Here is a 22,844-nt window from a genome sequence, read left to right as displayed (position 1 = left end):
CTAAGGGCAGCGCATGAAATGCTTTCTGATCCTGCAGCTGCGCCCCGAAACCGATGCCTCGGACGCCGAATATGCTTCGATCCTGAACCGGTCCGGTCTGACGCCCGAGCGCACCCACCGCATCCGTCTGGATTGCGAGGCCCTGCCCGAGGCGCTGGACGTCACCGACTATGCTGGTGTGATCGTGGGTGGCGGACCGGGCTGCGTCAGCGACGACCCGGCCAGAAAATCGCAAATGGATGCCCGGATCGAGGGCGCGATTATGGGGCTGATGCCGCAGATCACGGCGCGCGATCATCCGTTCATGGGCTGTTGCTATGGCCTGGGCATTCTGGCCGCGCATCTAGGCGCACCGGTCAGCAAGGACCGTTATGGCGAGCCGGTCGGCCCGTCGCGCTGCCACCTGACCGAGGATGGCGCCCGCGACCCGCTGACCGCCGGTCTAGAGTCCGACTTTGATGCCTTCGTCGGCCACAAAGAGGCGGTGCAGGCCCTGCCAGAGGGCTGCGTGCACCTGGTTGCGTCGGATCCCTGCCCGTTCCAGATGATCCGCTGGGGCCAGAATGTCTATGCCACACAGTTCCACCCCGAAGCCGACGCCAAAGACTTTGAACAGCGCATCCACATCTACAAGGATCACGGCTATTTCCGCCCCGAGGACGCCCAACTGCTGATCGACCGCTGCCATGCCGCCGAGGTCACGCAGCCCGGCGAAATCCTGCGCCGTTTCGCCCAGCGCTACGGGTGACCCAACGGCGCGGTTGCCTGACCGGGGACCGCACGCTTAGGTTGGACCAAAACGACTTTGGGAGGGGTTGTTTTGGATCTTCTGATAAACGTGGGCCTGCCGGTTTCGCTGGCCATCATCATGCTGTCTTTGGGCATCGGGCTTGAGGCGGCGGATTTCCGGCGCGTGATCAGTCGGCGTTATCCGTTTGCGATCGGCGCGGTCTGCCAGGTCGTTCTGCTGCCGGTCGCGGCCTTCGTCACGGTCAAGATGTTCGCGCTGCCGCCGGCAATTGCGGTCGGGTTCATGCTGCTCAGCTTTTGCCCGGGCGGTGTCACCAGCAACATCCTGTCGAAACTGGCGAAGGCCGATGTGGCGCTGTCGGTCAGCCTGACGGCGGTGATCAGCCTGTTGTCGATCGTCACGGTGCCGGTTCTGGCGGCCTGGTCGATCGACAACTTCATGGGCGAGGACGCACCCGAAGTGTCGATCAGCGGTCTGGCGCTGGCAATGTTCCTGATCACCACCCTGCCCGTCGCCATCGGCGTTGGCCTGCGCCATTTTGCAACCGGTTTTGCCGACCGGATCGACGGCCCCCTTTCGAAACTGGCCACCATCCTGTTCGTGCTGATCGTGATCGCTGCGCTGGCTGGAAACTGGCAGTTGTTCGTCGACAATCTGGGCATCATGGGCGCCGGGCTGATCTCGCTGAACCTCGCGCTGCTGCTGATCGGATTGGGGCTGGCGCGGGCGGCGAAACTGTCGTGGAATGAGGCCAAGACCATCTCGATCGAAACCGGTATCCAGAACTCGACCCTGGGCATCACGCTGGCGGCTCTGATCACCGGAACCGAAAGCGGCTTCAGCCCGCTGGCCCTGCCCTCGGCCGTCTATGGGATCACCATGTACGCCGTCGCGATCCCGTTCATCGCCTGGTACCGCCACCGCTGAAAGGACAGAGCATGACCGAAAACACTGCTGATGCGATCGTGGTGGGCGGCGGGTTGGCCGGGCTGGCCGCGGCGGCCGAACTGGGTGACCGCGGCAAAAAGGTGATCGTGCTGGACCAGGAACCCGAGCATTTCCTGGGCGGTCAGGCTTTCTGGAGCCTGGGCGGTCTGTTCATGGTCGACACCCCCGAGCAGCGCCGCATGGGAATCCGCGACAGCCGCGACCTGGCCCTGCGCGACTGGATGGGCAGCGCCCAGTTCGACCGGGACGAGGACGCCTGGCCCCGCAAATGGGCCGAGGCTTATGTCGAATTCGCCGCCGGCGAGATGCGCCCTTGGCTGCACCAGATGGGCCTGCGCTGGTTTCCCGTGGTCGGCTGGGCGGAACGCGGCGGGTCCTATGCCGATGGTCACGGCAACTCGGTCCCACGGTTCCACATCACCTGGGGCACCGGCCCGGGCGTGCTGGAGCATTTCATCCGCCGGGTCCGCGACCATGTCAGCGCCGGCCTGGTCCAGTTGAAGTTCCGCCATCAGGTCAGTCACATCATCATGCAGAACGGCGAGGCCAAGGGCGTCTCGGGCGAGGTTCTGGCCGACGACACCGCCCCGCGCGGCGCCAGGACCAATCGCGACGAGATTGGCGAGTTTGAAGTCTACGCCCCGTCGGTCATCGTCACCTCCGGCGGGATCGGCGGCAATTTCGAGATGGTGCGCCAGAATTGGCCCCGCGACCGTCTGGGCGAACCGCCCCAGGACATGGTGGCGGGTGTGCCTTTCCACGTAGACGGTCGAATGATCGCCATCAGCGAAAAGGCCGGCGGGCACGTCATCAACGGCGACCGCATGTGGCATTACACCGAAGGCGTGCGCAACTGGGACCCGATCTGGCCCGAGCATGGCATCCGCATCCTGCCCGGCCCCAGTTCCATGTGGTTCGATGCGCGCGGCAACCGGCTGCGGCCCCCCTGCCTGCCCGGGTTCGATACGCTGGGCACTCTGCGCGAAATTCTGAAGACCGGCTATGAATACAGCTGGTTCGTCCTGACCCAGAAGGTCATCAAAAAGGAATTTGCCCTGTCCGGGTCTGAACAGAACCCCGATTTCACCTCGGGCAGTTGGAAGGAGGTCATCCGCCAGCGGGTCCTGTCCGGGTCGAAGGCCACCGGGCCGGTCGAAGCGTTCAAGGAAAAGGGCGAGGATTTCGTCGTTGCCAACACGCTGACCGAGCTGGTGAACGGGATGAACCATCTGGGCGGCGGCCTGATCGACGAGGCACATCTGCGCGCCCAGATCGAAGCCCGCGATTCACAGGTGGACAACCCCTTCTCGAAAGATGCTCAGATGATGGCGATCCTGGCGGCGCGGAACTATCGCGGCGACAAGCTGATCCGCACCGCCAAACCGCACAAGTTCCTTGATCCGAAAAACGGCCCGCTGATCGCGGTCAAGCTGCATGTGCTGACCCGCAAGACGCTGGGCGGTTTGCAGACCAATCTGGACAGTCAGATGATCGGTGCGGACGGCCAGGTGGTGCCGGGCCTGTTCGCGGCCGGAGAGGTCGCGGGGTTCGGAGGCGGGGGCTATCACGGCTACAACGCGCTGGAGGGCACGTTCCTGGGCGGCTGCATCTTCTCGGGGCGCAACGCGGGACGGTCGCGGGCCGTCGCCTGACGGCCCTTGGGCACTATTGGTCGCGGCGGAACTGCAGAACCGGCTCGCCTGTCGCATCAAGCAGAACCAGCGTGTCCCCGCGCTGAACAAAGCTTGCGACCTTTGGCAGGGCGGCAAGGAACTCCTGCTCAACCTCGTCCAGCGGCGGCGGGCAGGCCATCAGCGTGGCGGCCATGTTGTCGGGGAAGGAAATCGACTCGCCCGATATCTCGGCCTGTCCGCTGAACCGGTTACAGCCGCCCGTTCCCCCAAAGGCTCCGCCCTCGGCAAAGGTAATCTGCGGGCGTTTCTCGGTGTCCAGCGCAACGCCGTTCACCTCGGTTGCGATCCACTGCGTGTTCTCAAGCATCGCCGCGCCCCGTTCCCAAACCTTGACCATGACCAGATCGACCGAGTTTCCGGCATCATTGGTCAGAACCGGGTAAGCGGTATCGGTGGTGAACAGCAGCTTGCCGTCCTGATGCACCGAGGCCCGCACCACATAGCGATGTCGGTCTTGAATCAACGCGTCGTCATAAGTCAACTCGAACTGCGCAGGCACGCCCGTCAACGCATAGCGTTGCGCGGCAAGAGTAACGGCGGGCGCATCGGCCCGCGACACATCCTGCAGCTCGACGAACAGGGTCGCCCCCGGCGGAACGGCGATCCGTTCGCGGTAGGTGGCGGTTCCCTCGACGGTCCCGGCCTGGGCAGCGCTCAGAACGACAGCCCACAACGCAGCGCCCGCCAGAAGGGTATGTGCGATTTTCATTCTTCGATCCCCTCGTCGCCGGTTTCCTGTCTAGAAGATCGTGGCGCCGCAGCCGTTTGCAAGCCTAGCTGTCCAGAAACGGCGAAATAACGCCAAACCTCAAAGCGGCCAGAGAAACGGGATGATCAACGAGGCCAGCAGCCCGACCGTCAGGTTCAGCGGAATCCCGACCTTCATGAAGTCCGTGAAACGGTACCCACCGGGGCCATAGACCATCATGTTGGTCTGATACCCGATCGGTGTGGCGAACGAGGCCGACGCCGCGACCATCACCGCCACCACCAGCGGGCGCGGATCGACGCCCACCGCCTGCGCCAGACCGATGGCAATCGGCGTGACCACGACCGCCACGGCGTTGTTCGAGACCAGCTCGGTCAGAACCGAGGTCAGCAGGTAGACGGCCCAGACGATCAGGAAGGGCGGCAGTTTGGCAAAGGACGGGGCAATCGCATTCGCAATCAGCGAAACCGCGCCCGAACTGTCCAGCGCGGCCCCGATGGCCAGCATGGCGAATATCAGCGCCAGCAGACGGCCTTCGACAAACGAGAACGCTTCGTCCGCGTCGATGCAGCCGGTCAGCAGAACCAATGCAACAGCGAGGATCGACAGCAACAGGATGGGCGCGACCCCAAACGCCGCCAGCAGCACGATCCCCAGCAATGCGGCGATCGCAATCGGCGCATGTCCACGCCGGAATGCACGCGCTGACGGCTGAGTGACATCAACCATGTCCATGTCGGCTGCCAGACGTTGAATATCGGCCGGCGCGCCTTCCAGCAGCAGCGTGTCACCCACCCGGACGATGAGGTCGTCCAGTTGACCGCTAATATTCTGGTTCCGTCGGTGCACCGCCAGCACATAGACACCGTAGCGGCGGCGGAGCCGGAGCGCGCCCAGCGTGCGCCCCACCATCCGGCAGCCCGGCGTGATCAGAACCTCGACGGTGCGCGTTTCGACCGCCGAGACCTGATCGACGCGCTTGAGCTCCTTGTTGCGCTGCAGGCTCAACAGTTCCGTCATCTGGGTGCGCAACACCACCCGGTCGCCGACCTGCAGGGTGACACCTTGAAGGTTGCGCCGCAGCGACTCGTCGCCGCGGATCACGTCGATCAGCCGCACGCCGGGGCGTTTGAACAACTGCACGCCGGTCACTTCGCGCCCGATCAGGTTGCTGTCGGGGGGGATGACCGCCTCGGTAAAGAATTTCATCTTGGACCGGTCGCTGAGAAGGCTGGCCATGCTGTCGCGGTCCGGCAGCAGCCGGGGCGCGATGAACCGCAGGTAGACCATACCGTAGATCACCAGGATGATGCCCAGGGGCGTGACCTCGAAGATCGTGAAGGGCTGCAGACCCTGCGCCCGCGCGACACCATCGACCAGCAGGTTGGTCGAGGTGCCGATCAGGGTCAGCGTGCCGCCCAGAATTGCCGCATAGCTGAGCGGGATCAGCAGCTTGGACGGGGCCACGTTCAGCGTGCGCGCAATCTGGACGAAGACCGGGATCATCACCACCACGACCGGAGTGTTCGACACCACGGCCGAGGCCAGCACCACGAATGTCATCAGCAATCCGATCGCGATGCGAGGGTTGACCTGGGCCTGTTTCTGCGCGGTCACTGTAAAAGCGTCCAAAGCCCCTGTGCGCACCAGCGCGCCCATGATGATGAACATGGCCGCAATAGTCCACGGCGCAGGGTTGGAAAGTACGGCCAGCGCATTCTGATACGGCAGGATCCCGGTGACCAGCATCACCGAAACGCCGCCGATGGCGACGACCTCGGCCGGGTAGACCTCGCGCAGGAACATGATGAACATGCCCGCGACGACCAGCAGCGCCAGAATCGCGCTGCCTGTTTCTGACAAAGTAAGGAGATTCATTCGTGGTCTTCTGTCCGAACCCTTAACCGGCCACCGTGCCTGAGCCACAGTTTCCAGCATTGCAGCGGACAGGGCAAGCCCGCCATGCGATCACGGCCCGGCCTGTTGCAGCCGCCCGCCCACACGCACCATGCAGACCGATTTCGCCTGGCCGTCCCGGTCATCGGTTTCCACGAAAACGCCGCTCAGCGTGGCCTCGCCATTGGCGGGGGTGAACCGGGCCTTGGGCATGCCTGTGATGAACCGCCGCATCGGTTCCTGCTTGTCCATGCCGATCACCGAGTCATAGTCGCCGCACATGCCTGCATCGGTCAGATAGGCGGTACCGCCCGGCAGGATCTGCGCGTCGGCCGTGGGCACATGCGTATGGGTGCCCACCACAAGGCTGGCGCGTTTGTCGCAGTAATGCCCCATGGCCATCTTTTCCGAGGTCGCCTCGCAATGCATGTCGACGATGACGGCCTGCGCTTGCCCGCCGCGCGGGTGCGATTTGAGGATCGGTTCAACGGCCGAAAACGGATCGTCGAAAGGCCGTTTCATGAAGACTTGCCCCAGCACCTGAACCACCAGAACCTTGCGGCCGCCGGGTGCGGTGAACAGGCGGTGGCCCCGCCCCGGCGCGCCCTTGGCAAAGTTCACCGGCCGCACGACGCGCGGTTCGCTTTCGATGAATTGCAGCATGTCCTTCTGGTCGAAGGCATGATCGCCCAGCGTGACGCAATCGGCGCCAGAGTCCAGCAACAGCTTGGCATGGTCGCCAGTCAGGCCCATGCCGTTCGAGGCGTTCTCGCCATTGACCACGACGAAATCCAGCCGCCATTCCTCGCGCAGGCGTGGAAGATGGGTCTTGATGGCGGTTCGACCAGCGCGCCCCATGACGTCGCCCAAAAACAGAATTCTCATATCGCGGTCCTAGGCGCAGCAGACGGCAATAACAAGGCGGAACCGTGTAAAAGCCCGACCATCACCAGCTTGCAATATTTCAGAAACGTGCAAACGTGCCCTCATTGATTTGCAACCTCGGGAGGTATCATTGAAAAAACTTATTGTGACGGCAACCGTGGTTCTTGTTGCAACCTTCGCCCAGGCGCAGACCAAAACCACGATGGCCAATCCGGCGGCCACCTTCTGCATAGAAAACGGCGGCGACTATCAAATCCGAAAGAACGCCGACGGCTCGGAATACGGTGTCTGCGTGCTGGCGGACGGAACCGAAGTCGATGCCTGGGACTATCTGCGCGCCCATTTCGAGAACTAGGTTCGAAAACTCAGAACCCGGCTCTCGGTGACGACCATGTCCAGGGGCTGATCGGTGGGTTCCAACGGAAGATTGTCGGCCTCTTGCGCGTCAAAGGCGAAACCGATCGCCAAGGTCGCGCGCCGGGCGCGCAACCGCTGAAGCGTCCGGTCATAGAACCCGCCGCCATAACCCAGCCGCCCGCCACGGGCATCGAAGGCCACCAGGGGTACGATCACGATCTCGGGATCGAAATAGTCATCGACGTCGGGCACCTTCGCACCGAACGGGCCGTCCTTCAGCGGACCGTCCGGTGTCCAGCGCGAAAATTGCAACGGCTGCCCGGCCCCCTGGATAACCGGAACGCCGACCGGCCCATAGGCCGCGGCCTCGGCCATGGCGGGCAGCGGGTCGATCTCGGTGCGGATCGGAATGTAGCCTGACAGGGGTACGCCGCGATACCCCGCCAGCACCTCGGACAGGCGGCCGGCCGTGCCCGGCGGACGAGTATCGAATGCGGCCTTGCGCCGGGCAAAGGCGGCCTTGCGCGCCGCGGCCTTGATCTCGGCCAACCCGGTCACAGCAGCACCTGCGCGGCAAGACCCAAAAACACAAAGAACCCGACCACATCGGTCACCGTGGTGACGAACGGCCCCGAAGCCAAGGCCGGGTCGATGTTCAGACGGTCCAGCGCCAGCGGGATCAGAATGCCGCCCAGCGCCGCCGCCACCAGCGTCAGCACCATCGCCAGACCGATGACCGCCGCCAGCATCGGGATACCAAACCAAAAGCTCGCAACGACTGCCATCAGCAATCCGAAAAACAGGCCGTTCAACGCGCCCACCGAAATCTCGCGGAACAGAACACGAAGGGCGTTATTCGCTGTCAGGTCGCGGGTGGCGATGGCCCTTACGGTCACCGTCATCGTCTGGGTGCCGGCATTGCCGCCCATTGACGCCACGATCGGCATCAGTACCGCCAGCGCGACCATCTGGTCGATGGTTTCCGCGAACATGTTGATCACCAGCGACGCAAAGATCGCGGTCAGCAGGTTGACGAACAGCCAGGTCGCCCGCCCGCGCGCCGTCTCGAGAATGGTGTCAGACAGGCTCGAGTCCTCGTCCACGCCGGCCATGCGCAGCATGTCTTCCTCGTGCTCGTCGTCCAGAACCTCCATCGCGTCGTCGATGGTGATGACCCCGACCAACCGCCCGTCATCATCGACCACCGGCGCCGAGATCAGGTGGTACTGCTTGAAGGCATAGGCGACATCTTCTTCGTCCTGGGTTAGCGGGATGATGTGGAATTCTTCCTCGGCGATGTCGCGCAGCGGCGTATCGCGCCGCGCCGCCATCAACCGGCCCAGCGTGACCTGCCCCACCGGCTTGAGCCGCGGATCGACCAGCACGACATGATAGAACTGGTCCGGCAGATCCTCGTGCGCGCGCATGAAATCGATGGTCTGCCCCACAGTCCAGTGTTCGGGCACCATGACCACTTCGCGCTGCATGAGGCGGCCGGCCGAGTGTTCGGGGTAGGACAACGCCTTTTGCGCCGCAATCCGTTCCGAGTGTTCGAGCGCCTCCAGAACGGCCTCTTGCTGCGATTGTTCGAGGTCTTCCAGCAGATCGACCACATCGTCGCTTTCCAGCTCACGGACGGCCTCGGCCAGCACGTCAGGCCGCAATACGGCGATGACCTCTTCACGCACGGATTCGTCCAGCTCGGACAGTATGTCGCCGTCGAACTCGCGGTCATACAGATGCAGAAGCTGCGAGCGGTCATGGGGGCTGATCTGTTCCAGAAGGTCGGCGATGTCGGCTGCGTGCAGCGGCTCCATCAGCTCGACCAGCCGATCGCGGTCTCCGTCCTCGACAGCCTGCAGGATTGCCGCCACGGTGTTGCGATCCAGCGCGTAGGCATCTTCGTCGCGGGGCTGGTCGATCACGATTTCGTCATTGCCTGTGGTCATGCGCTGCCCCGTCCGTTGGATTGGCCCCTAATAAAAGAAGCAGCTACAGGAAAACAATGACAATGGCGCAATTTACCCGCATCTTTCGCAGGCTTATGCTGCGACACCGTTCCAATCAGCCGGAGATCGAAGCCGATGGCGCAAAAAACGCTTTTGAAAGGGCGTGTTCTGAGTTTCGAGCAGTCGCCCTTCCAGGCTGACCCCGACCGGGCCGCCCGGCTGCACGAGGCCGTTCTGATCGAAGACGGCCGGATCGGTGCGCTCGGTTCGGCCGAAGCGCTGGCGGCCGCGCATCCCGATGCCGAAACCCATGACCATGGCGCGCGCCTGATTTTGGCCGGGTTCGTCGATCCGCATGTGCACTACCCCCAGACCGCGATCATCGCCAGCTGGGGCAAGCGGCTGATCGACTGGCTGAACACCTATACCTTCCCCGAAGAGATGACCTTCGGCGACCCGAACCACGCCGCCGAAATCGCCGGGCGCTATCTGGACCTGACCACGGCGCATGGCACCACCACCATGTGCAGTTTCTGCACAATCCATCCTGAAAGCGTCGATGCGTTCTTCACCGAAGCGCAGGCCCGCGGGCAGCGTGTGGTGGCCGGCAAGACCTGCATGGACCGCAACGCACCCGACGGCCTGCGAGACACCGCCCAGACGGCTTATGACCAGTCCAAGGCGCTGATCGGCCGATGGCACGGCGTGGACCGGATTTCTTATGCCATCACGCCGCGGTTTTCACCCACGTCGACGCCCGAGCAACTGGAAGCGATGGGCGCGCTTTGGGCCGAGCATCCCGACTGCCTGATGCAGACCCATCTGAGCGAGCAGACCGACGAGATAGAATGGGTCCGATCGCTGTTTCCCGAGGCCCGCGACTATCTGGACACCTACGAAAGATTCGGCCTGCTGGGCCCGCGTGGGCTGTACGGACACGCCATCCATCTGGAGCCGCGCGAACGCGATCGTCTGCGCGAGGTCGACGCCGCGCTGATTCACTGCCCGACCTCGAATACGTTCATCGGATCGGGCCTGTTCGACATGCACGGGCTGATGCGCGACGGCCACCGCATCGGCTTGGCCACGGATACCGGCGGCGGGTCCAGTTTCTCGATGCTGCGGACCATGGCCGCGGCCTATGAGATCGGCCAGTTGCGCGGGCATCCCCTGCACCCCGCGCAGTTGCTTTGGCTGGGTACCGCCGGCTCGGCCCGGTCGCTGCGGATGGATGACCGCATTGGAAATGTAGCACCGGGGCTCGAAGCCGACCTGGTCGTGCTCGACCTGTCCTCGACCCCGGCCATCGCACAGCGCGTTGCGCGCGCGAATGACATCTGGGAGGCCATCTTTCCCACAATCATGATGGGCGACGACCGGGCGGTGGCCCAGGTCTGGATCCGAGGGCGCCGGGCGCTGGGTTGAGCGGCCCGACAGCGCAGGCCGCTGGCGGTGCGACAGGCAACGCTCTGGGTCGGGCTTCACGCCTGCAGCGCGCGCGCAAGCTGGTTTTGACGTTCGATCACCCGCGGCAGGTCGATGGTGGTGATCTGCCCCTCGCGGACGATCTGCCGCCCTTCGACGAACAGATGTCTGACCCGGCTGGGGCCGGCAAGCAGCAGCGCGGCGGGGTCCCAGCTGCCGGCACTTTCGACACCGCTGATATCCCATACCGCGATATCGGCCCGCTTACCGGGCATCAGACGGCCGCAATCCGGGCGGTTGAGAACATCGGCGCCGCCGCGCGTGGCAATCTCGAGCGCCTCGCGGGCCGACATGGCGTCTGCACCGTTGGCGACTCGCTGCAGCAGCACCGCCTGACGTGCCTCGGCCATCAGGTTGCCGTTGTCGTTGCTGGCCGACCCGTCGACACCAAGCCCCACGCGGGCCTTGGCATCGCGCAGGGCGCGCACCGGTGCGATGCCCGAGCCCAGCCGGCAATTGGAACATGGGCAATGGGCAACCCCGGTGCCGGTCCGCGCAAACAGATCGACCTCGGCCCGATCCAACTTGACGCAATGGGCATGCCATACATCCGGACCTGTCCAGCCCAGATCCTGCGCGTACTGACCCGGCCGGCACCCGAATCGGGACTGGGAATACCGGATATCCTCGTCATTTTCAGCCAGGTGAGTGTGCAGCATCACGCCCTTGTCGCGCGCCAGCAGCGCCGTGTCACGCATCAGGTCGCGACTGACCGAAAAGGGCGAGCACGGCGCAAGCCCCACCCGGCACATCGCCCCCTCGGACGGATCATGAAAGGCATCGACCACGCGGATCATGTCGTTCAGAATCGCGGACTCGGATTCGACCAGCGCATCGGGTGGCAGACCGCCATTGCTTTCACCGATGCTCATCGCGCCGCGCGTGGGGTGAAACCGCAGGCCCAGTTCAGATGCGGCGGCGATCGTGTCCTCAAGCCGCACACCGTTGGGATACAGGTACAGGTGGTCCGAACTGAGCGTGCAGCCGGACAGGGCCAGTTCGGCCAGGCCGATCTGCGCCGAGACGAACATATGCTCGGGGCCGAACCGCGCCCAGATCGGATAGAGTGTCTTGAGCCAGCCGAACAGCAACGCGTCCTGCCCCGCCGGGACCGCGCGCGTCAGGGTCTGGTACAGGTGGTGATGCGTGTTCACCAACCCGGGCGTGACCACGCAGCCACGCAGATCGTGGATCTCGCCCGAGGCTTCAAGGCGATGCCCGATCCCGGCGATCACCCCATCGCGGACCAGTATGTCGGCCCCGGCCAATTCTTGCCGGGCGTCGTCCATCGTCAGAACAACATCGGCATTTTTCAGTAGGAATTCGGTCATCTGGCACTCCTGAGATTCGCCCGTCTCATGACAAGAGTGCGTCGCGCCGGTGGAAAACGGGCGGAAGAACCGGCCGCAGAACCCTAGCCGGACAGATACCGGGCGGCAAGCCGCGTCAGACCCGGCGCAACAGGTCCAGCGCCGCCGCGTGGATGTCGGGGTTGGCCGCCGCAAGCACCTGCCCGCCCAGATGGGCCGGGCCGCCCTGCCAGTCGGTGACCAAGCCACCGGCGGCCCGGATCACGGCCATGGGGGCCTGGATGTCATAGGGCTTCAGACCGGCCTCGATCACCAGATCGACCTGTCCGGCCGCCAGCAGCGCATAGGCGTAGCAATCCATGCCGTACCGCGTCAGTTGCACCTGTTCGGCGACCGCGCGAAACGCCCGTTCCTCGTCGTCAGCCCCGACCTCGGGGAAGGTCGTGAACAGGATCGCGTCCTTGAGCGCGGCGGTTTTTCGGGTGGACAGGCTGACCTGCCCCAGCGGGCCCGTCATGAAGGCGCCCGTGTCGTGCCCCACGAATCGCTCGCCGATATAGGGCTGGTCGATGACGCCAAGCATCGGTCCCGTCGAATCCGCCAGCGCGATCAGCACACCCCATGTCGGCGTTCCGCTGACAAACCCCCTGGTCCCGTCGATCGGATCCAGCACCCAGATCCGGCCCGAGCTTCCAGTGACGGTTCCGAACTCTTCACCCAGGATCCCGTCTTCGGGGCGAAATTCGGCCAGAACCTCACGCATCGCCTGCTCGGCGGCCCGGTCGGCAACTGTCACAGGGTCATAGCCACCCTGCTGCTTGTTTGCTGTCTCTAGGTCGGGTCGGCGAAAAAACGGCAAAATGGCCGCACGCGCAGCGTCGGCCAGTTTTTCCGCAACTTCAAGATCGGTCAAAGCGGTACCAGACATACGCGACTGGTGCGGCGGGTACCGCACAAAGTCAAGTGCCTCTGCTCAGGCGACGTCGCTGAGAACCCGGGCCAGTTCGAACAGACGGCGGCGCTGGTTCTCGGGGATCGCATAGTACGAGCGCACGAGATCGAGCGCCTCTTTGTCGCCCATCAGATCGGCAGGAACCGACTTTTTGCCACTTTCGGATTTCTGCGTGTCTTCGAGACCCTCGAAGAAAAAGCTGACCGGCACATCCAGCGCCTCGGCAATGTCCCATAGGCGCGACGCACTGATCCGATTGGCACCGGTCTCGTATTTCTGGATCTGCTGAAACTTGATACCGACCTGCTCTGCAAGTTGCTGCTGGGTCATTCCGATCAGCCAGCGACGATGCCGGACGCGCTTGCCCACATGGACATCCACATGATGGGTCATTAGTACACTCCTATCTTACACACAACCGCCCGGGAAAACACGAACGCGACAGAGACCGCCATACCGGCCGCCGCTGGACAACACTCCTTCAACACCGAAAATGCCCCCCGAAACAGCACTTCTGCAAACCATCATTGCGCCATTTTCGATTCTTTTCAAGAAGGTTGAGTCGGAGCCGGTCAACAGAACTTTACGGTTGTACGTTCGTTCCGGGGCGCCAAATCACTCTGAATCAGGGAATTTCGGCGCAGGTCCGGAACGTTACCCGCCATTGAAGATTGACAATCTCACTCGGTTGCCCCTGCCTAGAGCGCGACCACGGAGGACACGAATTGCTCGCCTACCAAATTCCCTCGGCCACAGCCCAGGCCGTATTGCACGACATCGCAACACCCGAGCCGGGCCACGGACAGATCCGCGTCAAGATCCACGCCTGCGGCCTTAACTTTGCCGACCTCCTGATGCAGAAGGGCACCTATCAAGACACACCCCCTGCCCCGTTCACGCTGGGGCTCGAGATCGCAGGGGTCGTGGACGCCGTCGGCCCCGGTGTCGTCCACCTTGTCCCGGGCGACCGTGTGGCCGTCTATTCGGGGCAAGGCGGGCTGGCGGAATTCGGCGTGTTCGACGCCGACCGGGCCGTCATGCTGCCGCCGTCCTGCAGCTTCGAAGAAGCCGCTGCGATCCAGATCGCCTATGGCACCAGCCACATCGCTCTGGATCACCGCGCCCGCCTGCAGCCGGGCGAGACGCTTTTGGTGACCGGCGCAGCCGGCGGCGTGGGGCTGACTGCAGTCGAGATCGGCAAGCTGATGGGCGCAACCGTGATCGCGCAGGCACGCGGCACCGACAAGCTGACCGTAGCCAAGACCGCCGGGGCGGACCACCTGATCGATGCGGACGAGGATCTGCGGCAGCGGGTGCTGGACCTGGGCGGTGCGGATGTCGTCTATGATGCGATCGGTGGCGACGTATTCAAGGCCGCCTTTCGCGCCACCAATCCCGAAGGTCGCCTGTTGCCGGTCGGTTTCGCCGGCGGCGAGGTTCCGCAAATCCCAGCCAACCACCTGATGGTCAAGAACCTGACGGTGATCGGAGTCTATATCGGCGGCTATCTGAAGTTCCGGCCCGAGATCGTGCGCAGCAGCTTTGAAACCCTGTTCCGCTGGCATGCCGAGGGCCGCATCAAACCGCATGTCAGCCATGTCCTGCCTTTGTCAAAGGTGGCCGATGGCATGGACCTGCTGCGGTCGCGCAAATCCACCGGCAAGGTCGTCATCACGCCCTGACCGGCTCAGCTGGCGACCGCGCGCAGCGGCCCGCCCCGCAGCATCCGGAAATTCTGGCGGACCAGGTCGGCCAGAGCCTCGACCACCGGTCCTCGGCCCGTGTCGCCGCCATACAGGTTGATCATGTGGGCCGGCAATTCGGGCAGCGCGTCGCCGGCGTCGATCTTTTCCAGATGCGCGGCCTCGGTCCCTTCCAGCATCGCGTGCACGGCCAGATCGGCGCTGACCGTGGCCTCGATCGTGCGGTCGTTTTCCGTTTCCACCGACAGTTCCCAGGGGATACCCGCAGCGTCCAGAGCCGCGATGACCTGCGGCCGGAACAGACAGCGGCGGCCAAGCGCCAACGGCAAGGGCCGACGGCGCCAGGCCGCCCCGCCCGATGCTCCGATCCAGCGCAAAGGCAGTTCGGCGATGGTTTCGCCGCCATCGCCATTCGACGCCTCGGTCGTCAGAATGACATCGCATTCGCCGCGCCGGAACATCTCTTTCAACTGGATCGAATACGACGAGACCAGTTGTACGCGCACACGGGGGAAGTCGGCGTTGAACCGCTGCAAAACCCGGGGAATTGCCGGGTAGACTATATCGTGCGGCACGCCCAGAACCACCTCGCCTTCATAGGCCTGATCGGTCAGCTTCGACATCACCTCGTCATTCAGCGATACCATGCGCCGCGCATAGGCCAGCAGTTGCTCGCCCGAGGCCGTCAGGGCGATCGTCCGGCCCGACCGGTCCAGCAACTCAAGCCCAAGCAGTTCCTCGAGCCGCTTCAGCTGCATCGACACGGCCGATTGAGTCAGGTGCAGAAATCCCGCGGCTCGGGTGACGCCGCCATGATCGGCCACGGCGACGAACGACCTGAGGGTCGTGATGTCGAGATTTCGCATATCAGCAATCCTTATGCTTCAATTCATAAACATTCATTTTTCATATATGACAGAGACCGCCATATAGATCAAGGAAGTTGATTGAATGCTCTACCCCCATCACTTCCTGACAAAAGGACAATAAACATGACCCAAATTGCGATTTCCTGCCCCTCGCCGGCGCCGCGCAAAACCGGATGGCTGCAGCGCCTTGTTTCCTTGCCCCGCCAACGGCGCGCACTGGCGCGGCTGGACGCCCGTCTGCTGAAAGATATCGGCGTCACCCGCGCGCAGGCCGAGGCCGAGGCCGCACGCCCCCTTTGGGATGCGCCGGATATCTGGATCTCGGGCCGCTATTGACCCCATTTTGGCAGCGTTGACACCGCCGATGGCGGCGGTGCCGATTTTGCTCGCAATTCCGAGGGTTTTGCCGCCAAGACCCTTGAAACATGCGCCCGACTCTCCGATATTTGCCGTCAGAATGGTCCGCATCGCGGATCGGAATGGATTCAAGGGAGACCCTTAATGGCACAATTCGACACCGTCCGCACGGCGGCCGGCGCACGCACTGCCCAGATCGACGAGGGCCTGCGCGCCCACATGAACAAGGTCTACGGCACGATGTCCGTGGGCATGCTTATCACGTTTGCGGTGGCGTGGGCCGTTGGCACCAGCCCGCAGCTGCTGTCGGTGTTCCGCGACCCGATCACGCTCAGCCCGAATATCCTGGGTTGGATCGTGATGTTCGCCCCGCTGATCATGGTGTTTGCCTTCGGCGCCGCCATCAACCGCCTCAGCGCCGCCGGCGCCCAGCTGTTCTTCTATGCTTTCGCCGCCGTGATGGGCCTGAGCATGAGCTGGATTTTCGTGGCCTTCACCGGCATCTCGATCGCCCAGGTGTTCCTGATCACGTCGATCGCCTTCGCCGGCCTGTCGCTGTATGGCTATGTCACCAAGAAAGACCTTTCGGGAATGGGGACGTTCCTGATGATGGGCGTGATCGGCCTGATCGTGGCCATGGTGATCAACATTTTCCTTCAGTCGCCCGCCATCATGTTCGCCGTGTCGATCATCGGCGTTCTGATCTTTGCGGGACTGACCGCCTATGACACGCAGAACATCAAGGCGACCTACATTCAGCACGCCGCGCACGGCGACCAGGAGTGGCTGGGCAAATCCGCGATCATGGGCGCGCTGAACCTGTATCTGGACTTCATCAACATGTTCATGTTCCTGCTGCAACTGCTTGGAAATCGTGAGTAACCAGCGGCAGAATCCTGTCAGGAAACGGGCCCGTTCCGGGCCCGTTTTTTTTGCCCCGCTCCCAAACGAAAAGGACCCTGCCCACCGGCAGAGCCCCTGAACCCAAGTTCGATTTCGTTCGGATCAGCTACAGTTCAACGGAACCGCAAAGCCCGAACTGCGCGAGGAGTTGCCCTTGCGATAGACATCGCCAGCGGCCAGACAGCCCGTGAAGCGTTCGGTCTCACGCCCGAAAGCCGCACCTACCGAGTTGTCCACCTTGGTGCTATTGCTGGCGGTACGGACAACACCAAACAGCGTGCCGTTCACGTTGACCGTGCTCAGGAAGAGGTCTGTACTGCTGCCGACGAGTTGCACTGCGGTGTCGGCCGTACGCCCGCCGTTGTCGATGGCCACGCCGGCGATCTTGTCAAACGCTGCCTGGTCCGTCTGAACCTGAACCGTCGGAAGCTGGGCAAGCTCGGCCGGGACGTTGGTGGCAGGCGGCGTAAAGGCGACGGCGCCTTTGACGTCGGACACGGTGCGCGGTTCGCCATCAATGCCAGTGAACCCGACACCCTGCCGGTTCCAAGGATCCTCACAAGCCGAAAGGGTCAGAACGGCGATGGCAGGCAACAAGATTTTTTTCATGGCGCTCAACATTTTGTGGAGGTTTGCCAAAGCCTATGGCCAGGGTGGCCGCAAAAGCAACCCGCAGGCAAACAGAATACCCGGCGTGCTGATGCACCACTGCAACGCGCGAAAGGGGCGAACCGGTGACCAACCTGCCTGAAAACAAGAAAGGGTCCTGACCGCGCCAGGACCCTTTTTCGTCTTGCGTCTGAAAAGGCAGATTACTTGATCTTGCCTTCCTTGTACTCGACATGCTTGCGAGCGACCGGGTCGTATTTGCGCACGGTCATTTTCTCGGTCATGGTGCGCGCGTTCTTTTTGGTCACGTAGAAGTGGCCCGTGCCCGCGGTCGAGTTCAGACGGATCTTGATTGTCGTCGGCTTCGCCATGGTTATCTCCTGCGTCCGAAAAGGCAGGGGCCTTTCGGTTGAATTCCTATGAGCGTGCGCTTTTACCCGCTCGCGCGCCCGAGTCAACCGGATTCGAAACGTGATACCAGAATAAACCGGCCGAGGCCTGGAATTTCTTGCAACGACAGCAAACGAGGCGAATTTTCGGCCCGCCAGCACTTGAGTCCCCACCGGAAAATTCCAGCAGGCAGCGGATGCGCGGAGGGCCTGTAAGCCGGATCCTGTTCCGGGGTTGCCCCCTTCGATGACCATTCCTCTAGGCCGTGCATTGCTGCACGGCTCGAGCTGCCAACCCGGTCCCTCTCGGCCAAGGCAGGCCTAGCGGCGGTATCGGCTGACGCCGACCGGCCCGCGTGGGGACCCTATTTGGCATTGCTCCCGGTGGGGCTTGCCGTGCCGCCGCTGTTGCCAGCGGCGCGGTGGGCTCTTACTCCACCGTTTCACCCTTGCCATGATCTGCCGGAGGCGAACCTTCGGCGTCTCATGGCGGTTTGTTTTCTGTGGCGCTTTCCGTCGGGTTTCCCCGCCCGGGCGTTACCCGGCACCGTTGCCTTGTGGAGTCCGGACTTTCCTCTCGGGCCTAGGCCCCAGCGGCCATCCGGCCCTCCGCGCATCGAATTGGGTATGCCCCTGACCCAGGCACGTCAAGAGAGGAATGGAAGCGACAAGGGGCCAGCCCCTTCTTGGCCTTCGGCCAATTCAACCCCGGGATATTTTGGGCCAGATGAAGGTTGGTCAGGCGAGGCGGCGCGGCTGCGGCAATGCAGCCACGTCCTCTGGGGCCAGCCCTCCCCTACCCCAGGGCCGAAAGCGCAACCGCACAGCAGCGAGCAGCGTTTCATCATCGACAGCAGCAGTATAGCCGGCGGCTTGGGCCACGGCGCGGAAGTAATGGGCCTCGGGCCGCGACAAAGGGGCGGCGTGAGCGCGCGGCGCGGCCAGCCCCTGACGTTCGAGTCGTATCCAGTCGAAACGTGGCCCGGGATCGTGTTTGCGCCCCGGCGCCATGTCCGAATGACCGATCACGCCGGCGGCCGGTATGGACCAACGGGTCATGATCTGCGGCAGAAGCCGCTCGAGTGCCCTTATCTGCGCCTGGGCGAAAGGATGATCGCCTCGGTTGTCGAGTTCGATCCCGATCGAGCGGGAGTTGATATCGCTCTGTCCCTGCCACTCGCCGACCCCGGCGTGCCAGGCGCGATCCTCTTCACGAACCATCTGCCAGAGTGTTCCGTCACAGCCGATCAGATAGTGGGCCGATACCTCGGACGCCGGGTCGCACAAACGCTCGAGCGCGGCGCGGGCGCTGTTCATCGCGGTGTAGTGAAGAACCACCAGAGATGGCTTCAGCCCATCCCGGCGGGGGCCGAAATTGGGGGATGGGTGCCAGATCGGCGAGAGATCAGTTGCCGACGACACGGCGGAACGGGCTGGGGTCCCAGCCACAGGCAAAGCCGTCGCCATCCGGGTCCAGGCCCTTGCGGTCACGTTGTGGCCCGCCGCTGGCCAGGAAATCGATCTGAGCCTGATCTGCCGATGGGTATTTGGCGCAGTTCCGTTGCGCCTTGGCCTGAAGGTTGAACCCGGACCGGCTGTAGATCTGTGCCCCGACCGGATTAGTAGTGGACAATGCGTATTGCACGATATTGGGCTGGCCGTCCGCGCCACGCTGAGGAACCGCCGTCGGGGCGACCACCTCATAGGTCTGACGGTTTCTCTCGATCAGGGCGGCGTCATCCTGAATGCTGCGGCTGCTGGAGACCGCGGCAAAATCCTGTTCTTGCGAAATGCCGCTCGACGTCACCGTTGCCGGGGCCGGTGCCCGGGTGGAGGTACTGGCGAGCGCTGCGGCCGTTTGATTCGCGATATCCGCGGCGCTGCCATCGGTGGAATAGGTGACGGCGGAGGACTCGGCCGACCATGGCTCCTGCGAGATGGCTGGGGGCGGCAGCAACGGATTGCCTGCTGCGCCCTGCCCCGCCAGTTGCGCCTCGCGCTGGGCCTGGTATTGCGGCGTATTGAACTCCGTGCCCTGAACCGGCGCCACCGTATCGCAAGCGGCAGCGAAGGCGCACACGGGAATCACAAGAAGTTTGCGCATCGGACTGCTCCGTTCTTGCAGCGGTCGGGTCGACCGACCGTTACCACCATTTGCCCGGCTTGGCCACGAACCCCGCAGCGGATTCGAGCGCGTAGGCGGTGTTCAGCAGGTCGCCTTCCTCCCACGGACGCCCAATCAGTTGCAGCCCCAGCGGCAGCCCCTGCTTGTCCAACCCGGCCGGAACCGAGATGCCCGGCAGACCGGCAAGGTTCACCGTCACGGTGAAGACGTCGTTGAGATACATCTGAACCGGGTCGGTTTCCTTCATCTCTCCCAGACCGAAGGCGGCCGACGGCGTTGCTGGGGTCAGAATCGCATCGACGCCCGCGGCGAACACGTCCTCGAAGTCTTTCTTGATCAGGGTCCGCACCTTTCGGGCGCGGTTGTAGTATGCATCGTAGAAACCGGCCGACAGAACATAGGTGCCGACCATGACCCGGCGCTGCACCTCGTGACCAAAGCCCTCGGCGCGGGTCTTTTCATACATCTCGGTGATGCCATCGCCCTGCGCCAACGTCGCGCGGCGGCCATAGCGCACGCCGTCATAGCGCGCCAGGTTCGACGAGGCCTCGGCGGGCGCGATCACGTAATAGGCCGGCAGCGCGTATTTGGTGTGCGGCAGAGAGATGTCCACGATCTCGGCCCCCGCATCACGCAGCATTTCGGCGCCGTCGGCCCAGAGCTTTTCGATCTCGGCGGGCATGCCGTCCATCCGGTATTCCTTGGGGATACCGATCTTCTTGCCCTTGATGTCGCCGGTCAGCATCGCCTCGAAAATCGGCACCGGAATGTCGGCGCTGGTCGAATCCTTGGGGTCATGCCCGCACATCGCCTCGAGCATGATGGCGGCGTCGCGCACGTTCTTGGTCATCGGCCCGGCCTGATCCAGCGAGGACGCAAAGGCCACGATGCCCCAGCGCGAGCAGCGGCCATAGGTCGGCTTGATGCCGGTGATGCCGGTAAAGGCGGCGGGCTGACGGATCGAGCCGCCGGTATCGGTGCCGGTCGCCGCAAGGCACAGATCGGCCGCGACCGCCGCAGCCGAGCCACCCGACGAACCGCCGGGGGTCAGTTGCGCATCATCATTGCCGCGCCGCCACGGGCTGACCGCGTTGCCGTACACCGAGGTTTCGTTGGACGAGCCCATGGCGAATTCGTCCATGTTCAGCTTGCCCAGCATCACCGCGCCGGCATCGGCCAGTTGCTGCGAGACGGTGGATTCGTATTCGGGCTTGAAGCCTTCCAGAATGCGGCTGGCCGCCTGGCTGGGCACGCCCTTGGTGCAGAACAGGTCCTTGATGCCGATCGGCAGGCCGCACATGGCGGGCGCGTCGCCGGCCTTGATGCGCTCATCGGCGGCCTTGGCGCGTTCCAGCGCGATCTCGGGCGTCTTGTGGACGAAGGCATTGAGCGCGTCGGCCGCGTCGATGGCCGTCAGGCAGGCCTCGGTCAGCTCGACCGAGGTGGTTTCACCCTTGCGCAGCGCGTCGCGGGCCTCGGCCAGGCCCAGTTTGTTCAGGTCGCTCATGTCTTACTCCACCACCTTGGGAACCGCGAAAAACCCCTCGCGCGCGTCGGGGGCGTTGGACAGGATCTTGTCCTGCATGCTCCCGTCGGTCACCAAGTCCTCGCGGCGTTTGAGCCGCATCGGCGTCACCGAGACCATCGGCTCGACCCCTTCGACGTCAACTTCATTCAGCTGTTCGATGAACCCCAGGATCGTGTTGAACTCTGAGGCCAGCGCCGGCAGCGCATCATCCTCGACCTTGATCCGGGCCAGTTTGGCCACCTTGGCGGCGGTGCTTTGGTCAATCGACATGGGAAACCCTCGTGTGCGTTACAGGGGCATTTACCCGTCTGGTGCAGCAGTCGCAAGACCGCCTGCGTGCGGGAATGGTCGGGCGGCGCCGGGGCCAGACCGATCCAGACCGATCCGGAATACCCGTCATGCAAAAAAGTGAACCGATTCGTTCACTTTTCACTTGAAGTCCGCGTGCCGCATCCCCTTATATAATAAACCAAACTGTTCAGTTCGGAGAAAGCCGATGAAATCGACCATGATTGCACTGTCTGTAGTTTTTGCCACCGCAGCGGCTCCGGCCTTTGCCCTGGGTGTCCCGATGGGCGACCTGACCCCGACGCTGACCTTTCCCGATCAGCACCCTTCCGATCAGGTGAGCCAGGAAAAAACCTCGCCCCGAAACTGACTTCGTTCTTGCCTCCCTGTTGGATCGGGCCGGTTTCCCCTTTTTTCCGGCCCAGTCCCCTACCTGCCCTCGTGGCGCCGCCGGCCCTGAACGGGTCGGCGCTTTTTTGTTGTGGCGCGATGCCTTATCGTACATGCACCACGCAGTATCGGGCTGGCTCAACCAGGTTTGCCGAACCCGTTTGACGAACGCAGGAGGTGCCATGACGGAGCGCAAGCAGAAGGTTCTGGACGCAATCGACGCAGCCAATTCGGCCGACCCCACCCACGAAGACGGGCGTCCCGCTGCGCTGCTTTATGGCGAACGGATGAGCGCCGAGTTGCATCGACTGTTCCCCGACGCATCAGAGCCATTGCAGATCGCCGCCCGCGGCCAGCATGTCGAGCGCTGGAAGCTGGCCCGCTCGGCCTACCCCGAGGGGCGCGCGGGCTATCTGGCGTGGCGCAAGGCCCAAGCCGAGCATCACGCGCAGGTCGTGGCCGAGTTGATGTCCGAGGCCGGTTACGATCAGGCCGAGATCGACGCCGCCCGCCGTATGTTGCGCAAACAGGGCATCAAGCGCGACGACGACGTTCAGGCGCTGGAGGACGTGATCTGCTTTGTCTTTCTGAAATGGTATTTTGCACCCTTCGCCGCGAAACACTCGGGCGAAAAGATTCAGCGCATCGTCGAAAAGACCGCCCGCAAGATGTCGTCTGAGGCGCGCCGACGCGTGCTGGACGAGTTCGACCTGCCCGAAGACCTGGCCAGCGCCTTCAAGGATTGAC

At 63.5% G+C, this 22,844-nt stretch carries 25 protein-coding genes and 1 other RNA gene; 10 read left to right on the top strand and 16 right to left on the bottom strand.

Features of this window, described 5'->3' with window-relative positions; all coding sequences use genetic code 11:
- The first annotated feature begins 13 nt into the window (after positions 1-13).
- The 3 genes from AC2FME_RS05000 (at position 14) to AC2FME_RS04990 (ending at position 3,351) form a co-directional block, all read left to right on the top strand.
- Positions 14-748, top strand: coding sequence for a glutamine amidotransferase (locus tag AC2FME_RS05000; RefSeq protein ID WP_496712435.1), 735 nt, complete (start codon positions 14-16; stop codon positions 746-748).
- 72 nt (positions 749-820) lie between these two features.
- The gene (locus AC2FME_RS04995; protein ID WP_496799811.1) at positions 821-1,678 is read left to right on the top strand and encodes a bile acid:sodium symporter family protein; all 858 of its coding nucleotides are present in this window, start codon (positions 821-823) and stop codon (positions 1,676-1,678) included.
- An 11-nt stretch (positions 1,679-1,689) separates the two neighbouring features.
- Positions 1,690-3,351: an FAD-binding dehydrogenase gene (locus AC2FME_RS04990; protein WP_496799810.1), complete on the top strand. Its 1,662-nt coding sequence runs from the start codon at positions 1,690-1,692 to the stop codon at positions 3,349-3,351.
- Between the two features lie 13 nt (positions 3,352-3,364).
- Here AC2FME_RS04990 and AC2FME_RS04985 read toward each other — a convergent pair whose 3' ends face one another.
- From AC2FME_RS04985 to AC2FME_RS04975, 3 genes are all read right to left on the bottom strand, one after another.
- Positions 3,365-4,102 carry a YbaY family lipoprotein gene (locus AC2FME_RS04985; RefSeq protein WP_496799809.1) on the bottom strand — a complete coding sequence of 246 codons (738 nt, stop codon included), beginning with the start codon at positions 4,100-4,102 and terminating at the stop codon, positions 3,365-3,367.
- A gap of 99 nt (positions 4,103-4,201) precedes the next feature.
- Positions 4,202-5,980: an SLC13 family permease gene (locus AC2FME_RS04980; RefSeq protein ID WP_496685868.1), complete on the bottom strand. Its 1,779-nt coding sequence runs from the start codon at positions 5,978-5,980 to the stop codon at positions 4,202-4,204.
- Positions 5,981-6,070: 90 nt separating this feature from the next.
- The gene (locus AC2FME_RS04975; protein ID WP_496685866.1) at positions 6,071-6,883 is read right to left on the bottom strand and encodes a TIGR00282 family metallophosphoesterase; all 813 of its coding nucleotides are present in this window, start codon (positions 6,881-6,883) and stop codon (positions 6,071-6,073) included.
- Between the two features lie 130 nt (positions 6,884-7,013).
- On the opposite strand from AC2FME_RS04975, the gene AC2FME_RS04970 reads away from it, so the two are divergent.
- On the top strand, positions 7,014-7,238 hold the full coding sequence (locus tag AC2FME_RS04970) for a putative hemolysin (protein WP_496712441.1): 225 nt from the start codon (positions 7,014-7,016) through the stop codon (positions 7,236-7,238).
- On the opposite strand, the gene AC2FME_RS04965 is transcribed toward AC2FME_RS04970, so the two are convergent.
- Entirely contained in the window at positions 7,235-7,798 is a 564-nt protein-coding gene (locus AC2FME_RS04965; RefSeq protein WP_496799808.1) for a 5-formyltetrahydrofolate cyclo-ligase, read from the bottom strand. The two genes, AC2FME_RS04970 and AC2FME_RS04965, sit on opposite strands and share 4 nt — an antisense overlap.
- Positions 7,795-9,189 carry a magnesium transporter gene (gene mgtE, locus AC2FME_RS04960; protein WP_496799807.1) on the bottom strand — a complete coding sequence of 465 codons (1,395 nt, stop codon included), beginning with the start codon at positions 9,187-9,189 and terminating at the stop codon, positions 7,795-7,797. Before mgtE ends, AC2FME_RS04965 begins: the two co-directional genes overlap by 4 nt.
- 135 nt (positions 9,190-9,324) lie before the next feature.
- Between mgtE and guaD the strand changes: the two genes are divergently transcribed.
- The gene (guaD, locus tag AC2FME_RS04955) at positions 9,325-10,614 is read left to right on the top strand and encodes a guanine deaminase (protein WP_496685858.1); all 1,290 of its coding nucleotides are present in this window, start codon (positions 9,325-9,327) and stop codon (positions 10,612-10,614) included.
- Positions 10,615-10,670: 56 nt separating this feature from the next.
- On the opposite strand, the gene AC2FME_RS04950 is transcribed toward guaD, so the two are convergent.
- From AC2FME_RS04950 to AC2FME_RS04940, 3 genes are all read right to left on the bottom strand, one after another.
- Complete coding sequence (locus AC2FME_RS04950) at positions 10,671-12,005, bottom strand: 8-oxoguanine deaminase (RefSeq protein ID WP_496678700.1); 1,335 nt, start codon at positions 12,003-12,005, stop codon at positions 10,671-10,673.
- 115 nt (positions 12,006-12,120) lie between these two features.
- A complete protein-coding gene (hisN, locus tag AC2FME_RS04945; RefSeq protein WP_496795661.1) occupies positions 12,121-12,912 on the bottom strand; it encodes a histidinol-phosphatase in 792 nt (263 codons plus the stop codon).
- Positions 12,913-12,957: 45 nt separating this feature from the next.
- A complete protein-coding gene (locus AC2FME_RS04940) occupies positions 12,958-13,329 on the bottom strand; it encodes a helix-turn-helix domain-containing protein (protein ID WP_149774650.1) in 372 nt (123 codons plus the stop codon).
- Positions 13,330-13,661: 332 nt separating this feature from the next.
- On the opposite strand from AC2FME_RS04940, the gene AC2FME_RS04935 reads away from it, so the two are divergent.
- The gene (locus AC2FME_RS04935; protein ID WP_496799806.1) at positions 13,662-14,618 is read left to right on the top strand and encodes an NADPH:quinone oxidoreductase family protein; all 957 of its coding nucleotides are present in this window, start codon (positions 13,662-13,664) and stop codon (positions 14,616-14,618) included.
- A gap of 5 nt (positions 14,619-14,623) precedes the next feature.
- Here the strand turns inward: AC2FME_RS04935 and AC2FME_RS04930 are convergent, their stop codons facing one another.
- The gene (locus AC2FME_RS04930) at positions 14,624-15,505 is read right to left on the bottom strand and encodes a LysR family transcriptional regulator (RefSeq protein ID WP_496799805.1); all 882 of its coding nucleotides are present in this window, start codon (positions 15,503-15,505) and stop codon (positions 14,624-14,626) included.
- 126 nt (positions 15,506-15,631) lie between these two features.
- Here AC2FME_RS04930 and AC2FME_RS04925 point away from each other — a divergent pair, with 126 nt between their 5' ends.
- Together AC2FME_RS04925 and AC2FME_RS04920 are read left to right on the top strand one after the other, a co-directional pair.
- Complete coding sequence (locus tag AC2FME_RS04925) at positions 15,632-15,844, top strand: DUF1127 domain-containing protein (RefSeq protein ID WP_496712211.1); 213 nt, start codon at positions 15,632-15,634, stop codon at positions 15,842-15,844.
- Positions 15,845-16,009: 165 nt separating this feature from the next.
- Entirely contained in the window at positions 16,010-16,747 is a 738-nt protein-coding gene (locus tag AC2FME_RS04920) for a Bax inhibitor-1/YccA family protein (protein ID WP_496678691.1), read from the top strand.
- A gap of 123 nt (positions 16,748-16,870) precedes the next feature.
- Here AC2FME_RS04920 and AC2FME_RS04915 read toward each other — a convergent pair whose 3' ends face one another.
- The 7 genes from AC2FME_RS04915 to gatC form a co-directional block, all read right to left on the bottom strand.
- Positions 16,871-17,377, bottom strand: a complete 507-nt coding sequence (locus tag AC2FME_RS04915; RefSeq protein WP_496712212.1) for a hypothetical protein — start codon at positions 17,375-17,377, stop codon at positions 16,871-16,873.
- A gap of 203 nt (positions 17,378-17,580) precedes the next feature.
- Positions 17,581-17,748 (bottom strand): 50S ribosomal protein L33, encoded by a 168-nt coding sequence (gene rpmG, locus AC2FME_RS04910; RefSeq protein WP_005630270.1) that lies wholly within the window; start codon positions 17,746-17,748, stop codon positions 17,581-17,583.
- Positions 17,749-17,963: 215 nt separating this feature from the next.
- An RNA gene (gene rnpB / locus AC2FME_RS04905) (RNase P RNA component class A) lies at positions 17,964-18,379 on the bottom strand.
- A 125-nt stretch (positions 18,380-18,504) separates the two neighbouring features.
- Positions 18,505-19,233, bottom strand: coding sequence for an N-acetylmuramoyl-L-alanine amidase (locus AC2FME_RS04900; RefSeq protein WP_496799804.1), 729 nt, complete (start codon positions 19,231-19,233; stop codon positions 18,505-18,507).
- Entirely contained in the window at positions 19,172-19,870 is a 699-nt protein-coding gene (locus tag AC2FME_RS04895; protein WP_496799803.1) for a hypothetical protein, read from the bottom strand. Before AC2FME_RS04895 ends, AC2FME_RS04900 begins: the two co-directional genes overlap by 62 nt.
- Before the next feature lie 40 nt (positions 19,871-19,910).
- On the bottom strand, positions 19,911-21,398 hold the full coding sequence (gatA, locus tag AC2FME_RS04890; RefSeq protein ID WP_496799802.1) for an Asp-tRNA(Asn)/Glu-tRNA(Gln) amidotransferase subunit GatA: 1,488 nt from the start codon (positions 21,396-21,398) through the stop codon (positions 19,911-19,913).
- A gap of 3 nt (positions 21,399-21,401) precedes the next feature.
- Positions 21,402-21,689: an Asp-tRNA(Asn)/Glu-tRNA(Gln) amidotransferase subunit GatC gene (gatC, locus tag AC2FME_RS04885; protein WP_496799801.1), complete on the bottom strand. Its 288-nt coding sequence runs from the start codon at positions 21,687-21,689 to the stop codon at positions 21,402-21,404.
- 226 nt (positions 21,690-21,915) lie between these two features.
- Between gatC and AC2FME_RS04880 the strand changes: the two genes are divergently transcribed.
- Together AC2FME_RS04880 and AC2FME_RS04875 are read left to right on the top strand one after the other, a co-directional pair.
- Positions 21,916-22,077, top strand: coding sequence for a hypothetical protein (locus tag AC2FME_RS04880; protein ID WP_496678680.1), 162 nt, complete (start codon positions 21,916-21,918; stop codon positions 22,075-22,077).
- Positions 22,078-22,279: 202 nt separating this feature from the next.
- A complete protein-coding gene (locus AC2FME_RS04875; protein ID WP_496799800.1) occupies positions 22,280-22,843 on the top strand; it encodes a DUF4202 domain-containing protein in 564 nt (187 codons plus the stop codon).
- Position 22,844: the final 1 nt, after the last annotated feature.

This window comes from Ruegeria sp. BHSC026 (assembly GCF_059613065.1).
Note: the sequence above shows the minus strand (reverse complement) of the source record. Positions and strands in the feature narration are given on the sequence as shown.